This is a genomic window from Ruegeria sp. AI2, from assembly GCF_056541275.1.
On the sequence record NZ_JBQFYB010000030.1, the window covers coordinates 1 to 6,096 of the forward strand.

7 protein-coding genes are annotated in these 6,096 nt (G+C 58.3%); 3 read left to right on the plus strand and 4 right to left on the minus strand.

The window, feature by feature from the left end; genetic code table 11:
• Positions 1-274: 274 nt before the first annotated feature.
• The 4 genes from ACR0LL_RS20750 to ACR0LL_RS20765 all read right to left on the minus strand — a co-directional run bounded on the left by ACR0LL_RS20750 (position 275) and on the right by ACR0LL_RS20765 (position 2,653).
• Positions 275-847 (minus strand): cob(I)yrinic acid a,c-diamide adenosyltransferase, encoded by a 573-nt coding sequence (locus ACR0LL_RS20750; RefSeq protein ID WP_267364209.1) that lies wholly within the window; start codon positions 845-847, stop codon positions 275-277.
• Positions 847-1,050 carry a twin transmembrane helix small protein gene (locus ACR0LL_RS20755; RefSeq protein WP_209506337.1) on the minus strand — a complete coding sequence of 68 codons (204 nt, stop codon included), beginning with the start codon at positions 1,048-1,050 and terminating at the stop codon, positions 847-849. Before ACR0LL_RS20755 ends, ACR0LL_RS20750 begins: the two co-directional genes overlap by 1 nt.
• A gap of 76 nt (positions 1,051-1,126) precedes the next feature.
• A complete protein-coding gene (locus tag ACR0LL_RS20760) occupies positions 1,127-1,954 on the minus strand; it encodes an SDR family NAD(P)-dependent oxidoreductase (protein ID WP_480589185.1) in 828 nt (275 codons plus the stop codon).
• A 69-nt stretch (positions 1,955-2,023) separates the two neighbouring features.
• Positions 2,024-2,653, minus strand: a complete 630-nt coding sequence (locus ACR0LL_RS20765; protein WP_480589187.1) for an SH3 domain-containing protein — start codon at positions 2,651-2,653, stop codon at positions 2,024-2,026.
• Between the two features lie 201 nt (positions 2,654-2,854).
• Between ACR0LL_RS20765 and ACR0LL_RS20770 the strand changes: the two genes are divergently transcribed.
• The 3 genes from ACR0LL_RS20770 to ACR0LL_RS20780 all read left to right on the plus strand — a co-directional run.
• On the plus strand, positions 2,855-5,203 hold the full coding sequence (locus ACR0LL_RS20770; RefSeq protein WP_267364212.1) for a DNA topoisomerase IV subunit A: 2,349 nt from the start codon (positions 2,855-2,857) through the stop codon (positions 5,201-5,203).
• A 96-nt stretch (positions 5,204-5,299) separates the two neighbouring features.
• The gene (locus tag ACR0LL_RS20775; protein ID WP_480589189.1) at positions 5,300-5,893 is read left to right on the plus strand and encodes a hypothetical protein; all 594 of its coding nucleotides are present in this window, start codon (positions 5,300-5,302) and stop codon (positions 5,891-5,893) included.
• A 112-nt stretch (positions 5,894-6,005) separates the two neighbouring features.
• Positions 6,006-6,096, plus strand: a 91-nt coding sequence (locus tag ACR0LL_RS20780; RefSeq protein ID WP_036223564.1) for a GTP-binding protein, incomplete at its 3' end; no start/stop codon positions are given.

Here is a 6,096-nt window from a genome sequence, read left to right on the forward strand (position 1 = left end):
ACCGCTACCGTCCGCTTTCACGCGGACCTTCACATTGTAGTCAATCACGCGTTTGACAGGTACCAGTACCTTCATTGTAGCGCTTTCTCCTCAAAAAACGGCAAGCCGCGAAGGCGACTCCACCAATGCTCTCGTCGGACTTGATAACGTCTGCTGCACCCGCAAAACAGAGCAAAATCGTCACGTCGTCGCGTCGGGACGTCGCGTTTTGCAGTTTTTTACCTTGAGGCACGCAAGATTGTTGCCCGCATTGCACTTATTTTCAGGGAAATATTCAGCGGTTTGCGCCGGGAACCCACAGCACGTCGTCCTTGCCATCGTTATTTGCGCACCGGGCCGCGACGAAAAACCAGTCACTTAGCCGGTTGAGGTATTTGACGGCCACATCGTTAACCGGTTCCATATTCGTCAACTCGACCGCCAACCGCTCGGCGCGACGCGATACGGTGCGGCACACGTGCAAATGCGCGGCCAGCCGCGAACCGCCCGGCAGGATGAAGCTGCGCAGCGGTTCCAGTGTTTCGTTCATGATGTCAATTTCGGCTTCCAGCCGGTCGATCTGAGCGGATACGATTCGCAGCGGTGGATAGTCCGCTTCGGCATCCTTCTCCATTTCAGGACGGCAGAAATCAGCGCCAAGATCAAACAGGTCGTTCTGAATCCGCGACAAGGCGGCATCGACTTCGCCTTCGGCCTCGGTACGGGCCACGCCAACAAAAGAATTCAGCTCGTCCACTGTTCCGTAGGCGGCAACGCGGCCCGAATACTTTGCCACACGCTCGCCATTGCCCAGAGCGGTTTTGCCATCGTCGCCGGTGCGCGTGTAGATTTTGTTGAGCACAACCATTACTGTACCCCTTGCCCGCGTAGATAGACGTATAGCACGATCAAAATAACGGCGATGAACTGAAAGAGGATACGCAGGCGCATCATCTTGTTGCTTTTCTTAGCTGCTTCCATGCCGCTTTTGCCGAAATTCGCGATGCCCAGGGCTAACACAACGACAACCGCCGCCATGGCCAGAAGCAGAATGACCATTAAAGGGTCCATTTAAAGTCACCGTCCGGTTTTTTCGATTATCCCCATCTAGCGTCAAGGCGCCGAAAAGCGAACGGGAAATAACGTCTCAGATATCCGAAAGGATGCGGTCCGTGGCTTTTGTGGGCAGAATCCGGCGCAGAACCCCTGCGACATATGTCGGGGTGGTCACATAGTAGCGTGGTTTGGGGCGGCGCGCCTCGACCGCATGGGCCAGCTTGTCGGTGACAGCAGAGGCGGGCAGTTCGAACCGGTCAGGCGCACTGTTTTCGTATAGTCGCTTCAGCAGCGAACCTTCGTATTTTTCCCGCAGGGCCGAGTTCTCCCAGTCGATGTATTTTTCGAACACCGGGATTGCCTTTTCCCTGAGCTTTGAGGTGATCGGGCCGGGCTCGATCAAAACGACCTGAATGTCTGTATCCCGCAGCTCCAGCCGTAAGGTGTCGGTCAGCCCTTCGATGGCGTATTTGGTGGCCACATATGCGCCGCGCCAGGGGAAGGCAACAAGACCAAGTACCGAGGAACATTGCACGATCCGGCCGTGACCCTGTTCCCGCATGACGGGAATAACCTGTCGGGTCAGCTCGTGCCATCCAAAGACATTGGTTTCAAAGATATGACGCAGAGCGTCTGTCGGGACGTCTTCAACCGCACCGGGCAGCCCGTGCGCGCCGTTGTTGAACAGTGCGTCCAGTGTTCCGTCCGTTGCCTCAAGTACATATGACAATCCCGAGGAAATGCTGTCGCGGTCTGTATAGTCGATTCTTGGGCTTTCAAACCCTTGCGCGCGCAGGCGGTCACAGTCGCGCTGCTGTCGGCAGGATGCAAACACACGCCAGCCTCGCGCACGCATTCCGTGTGCTGCGTCCAGCCCAATGCCCGACGAGCATCCCGTAATAAGAATCGATTTCTGCATGTGCCTTCCGAAGCTGAACTCCGCCAAAAGCTAGGGCGGGGTTTGCAGCAGGGCAATGACGTCCGGGCGTCAGTTTGATGTTTTCCGGACAAGTGATGCTGAAATCCACCCAACCTGTTGCGCGGGCAACACGCGCAGGCGCAGCCAGCCGGTGCCGGAATCGCTCAGGACCTCGACCCTTTGGCCAAGCGCGGCCTTGCCGATGATGGGATAGATCGTGCCGGGGCCATCGCGCAGATTGACCCGGGTGCCCGAAATCTCGCGGATGTCGGTCTGGGCCTCGGCAGGCGAGGGCAGTTCGACTGCGGGCAACTCGGCGTCGGTGACCACCTGCTCCAGTGCGGTCACACCCTGTTCCAGTGATGCCAGAGTCAGGGTCACGCTTTCGTCTTGAAACAGCGAGGGATTGGCTTTCAGGCCAGCCGCGACCTGCGAGAGGAGGGCCTTTGTTTCGGTCTCACCCAACTGGGTTACCGCCTCGGCAACAGGTGGAACCACCAGTGCGGGTTTGACGGCGGCACGGGTGACCAAATCTTCGACAGGTGCAAGTTCAACGACCGGGGCAACCGGTTCGGCCACTACGGCCACGCGTTCCGGTTTGGCAGGGCGCACGCCGCGCGGTTCAAAATCAGGGCCACCGCTCATCACGTAAAAGGTCCAGCCGAGCGCGGCAAAGGTAACAAGTATCAGGCGCGTCATGGCGCTTCCCCCAAGGCAATCGTAACATCAACAAAAGGCAGCAAATCAATTGGTGAGATCTTAGCATATTTTGGGTGACGAGTCGAAAAATGGGGGAAAACAACACGGTGTCTCCCCCTGTTGCAAAAAGCACGACTTTTCCCCAGCAATTTATGTGCTGTTCGCTTTACCAAGGCGCACTTGCGTCGTATCACATCATATATGAACGATACGATCGATGACCCCAACATGCAGGCCCCCACAGGTGGGGGCGAGGTGGCGGAACCGCTGCGCCGCGCGATTGGTGAGCGGTATCTGACCTATGCGCTGTCCACCATCATGCACCGGGCGCTGCCCGATGCGCGGGACGGGTTGAAGCCGGTTCACCGCCGAATCCTCTACGCGATGAGAGAGTTGCGACTCAGTGCGACCGGAGGTTTCCGGAAGTCTGCCAAGATTTCCGGCGACGTGATGGGCAACTACCACCCGCACGGCGACGCCGCGATTTACGACGCGATGGCGCGTCTGGCACAGGATTTCAACGTCCGCTATCCGCTGGTCGACGGGCAGGGGAATTTCGGCAATATCGACGGCGATAACCCGGCGGCCTCGCGCTATACCGAAGCGCGGATGACCATCGTGGCAGAGGCGCTGCTGGAAGGGTTGAACGAAGACGCCGTTGATTTCCGCGACAATTACGACGGCACCCTGACCGAACCGGTCGTGCTGCCCGCACAGTTCCCGAACCTGCTGGCCAATGGCGCAAGTGGTATCGCGGTGGGGATGGCGACGAATATCCCGCCGCACAACATCTCGGAACTCTGCGACGCTTGTCTGCATCTGATCAAGACGCCGGACGCGCGCGACGACACCCTGTTGAACTACGTGCCCGGCCCTGACTTCCCAACCGGAGGCGTGATTGTCGAGCCGCCCGAGAACATCGCGCAAGCCTATCGCACCGGTCGTGGTTCGTTCCGGCTGCGCTGCAAATACGAGGTTGAGGATCTGGGGCGCGGCCAATGGCAGATCATCGTCACCGAGATTCCCTATCAGGTTCAGAAGTCCAAGCTGATCGAGAAGATCGCCGAGCTAATCCAGACCAAGAAAATCCCGATCCTTGCCGATGTACGCGACGAATCCGCCGATGACATCCGCCTGATCCTCGAGCCGCGCTCCAAGAACGTGGACCCTGAAGTGCTGATGGGCATGCTTTATCGCAACTCGGACCTAGAGGTGCGGTTCAGCCTGAACATGAACGTGCTGATTGACGGGGTGACGCCCAAAGTCTGCTCGATGAAGGAAGTGCTGCGCGCTTTCCTTGATCACCGGCAAGAGGTGCTGATCCGCCGCTCGCGCCACCGCATGGCCAAGATCGACCACCGGCTGGAAGTGTTGGAGGGCTTTATCGTTGCCTTCCTGAACCTCGACCGTGTGATCGACATCATCCGCTATGACGACGACCCCAAAGCCGCGCTTATGCGCGAGGATTGGGGGATCGACCATATCCGCGCCACCAGCGAGGCCGACTATGTCTCACCCAAACCGGGCGAGGGCGAGTTGTCCGAGGTTCAGGTTGACGCGATTCTCAACATGCGCCTGCGCAGCTTGCGTCGTCTGGAAGAGATGGAGCTGGTCCGCGAACGTGATGAGTTGATGCTGGAACGCGCCAACCTCGAAGACCTGCTGGCCGACGAAGGCCTGCAATGGGCCAGGATTGCTGAGCAGTTGAAAGAGACGAAAAAGACCTTTGGCAAAGATTACGAAGGCGGCGCACGCCGCACGCGGTTCGCCGAAGCGGGCGAGGTCGAAGAAGTGCCGCTTGAGGCGATGATCGACCGCGAACCAATCACGGTCGTTTGCTCTCAGATGGGCTGGATTCGCGCCATGACCGGTCATATCGACCTGACCCGTGAATTGAAGTTCAAGGATGGCGACGGGCCGCGCTTTATCTTCCATGCGGAAACGACCGACCGGTTGCTGGTCTTCGCTTCGAACGGGCGGTTCTATACTGTCAGCGCGGCCAACCTGCCTGGCGGGCGGGGCATGGGCGAACCCCTGCGCCTGATGGTCGACCTGCCGAACGAGGCTCGGATCATCGATATCTTGATCCACAAGCCGGGGCGCAAGCTGCTGGTGGCTTCGGATGCGGGCAACGGGTTTATGGTGCCCGAAGATGACGTGCTGGCGCAGACGCGAAACGGCAAGCAGGTGCTGAACGTCAAGGACAACGAAACAGCAGTGATCTGTATACCGGTCGAGGGCGACCACGTTGCAATCGTGTCCCAGAACGGCAAGTTCCTTGTCTTCCCGATCGAGGAATTGCCCGAAATGACCCGCGGCAAGGGCGTGCGCCTGCAAAAATACAATATGGCACGCGGGCGGCAGGGGACGCTGGAGCTGGATGGCGGTCTGTCTGACATCACCACCTTCAACTGGGAGGAAGGCCTGAAATGGTCCATGGGGGGCGACAAGACCCGGCATGAGGCAGATATGTCCCAATGGCTGTCCAAGCGCGCCAGCGTAGGGAAAAAAGCGCCCTATGGTTTCCCGCGGGACTATAAGTTTTCGTGATCCGGCCCCGGTTGCGGTAGAAATCCACCGATACGGCTTGGCACAACCCGTATCGGTGCGCTAGACCAAAGAAAAACAGGCCTATCGAGACGAGATATGTTGCGCATTCTGACCCTGATCACCGGATTGGCCCTGATGGGCGCTTGCACCCAGACACAGGTTTATGAACCGCCCGAGTCACTGGGGGAATTCAAGCTGCGGGTCAACTACGCCTTCGCTGACAAGGCCGTGCAAGGGCCAGTGTCGCGCGACGCAACGCCCGACGAATGGACGAAGGCCATCCAGAATGCGGTCGATATTCGTCTGGGCCGTTATGAAGGCACGCAGGAATACGACATCGGGATCAGCCTGGAAGGCTACATGCTGGCGCCTCCGGGAATCCCGATCATCTACAATCCCAAAAGCACCGCGATTGTGTTGGTCAACGTCTATGACGTGAAGAAAGAAAAGTTTCTGGCCAAGGGAAAGCAGTTCCAGGTGCTGGAAGACACGACCGGAGGCAGTGCGCTGAAAGGGTCGGGGCACGAGCGCACCAAAGAGGAACAAATGGCCGGTCTGTCATTGAAAATTGCCGACCGGGTAGAAGAGTGGCTGGCTGAAGAACATGAAGACAAAGGTTGGTTCGAAAAACGGCCAGACCTGATCCAGCCCCTCGATTCCACCGAGGTTACGCAAAATCCGGCGGGATAAGCGCATTTCCCTCAGGATGTGCTTGATTTTCCCCTTTGAACCAAATATCTCGCGCGCGCAGATAGTAACCCGGGACCAAGGGTCCCCCAAATCGCAAAAGGGCGCCTGAGGAATGGCAAAGGAAAAGTTTGAGCGTAATAAGCCGCACGTCAACATCGGCACGATTGGGCATGTTGACCACGGCAAGACGACGCTGACCGCAG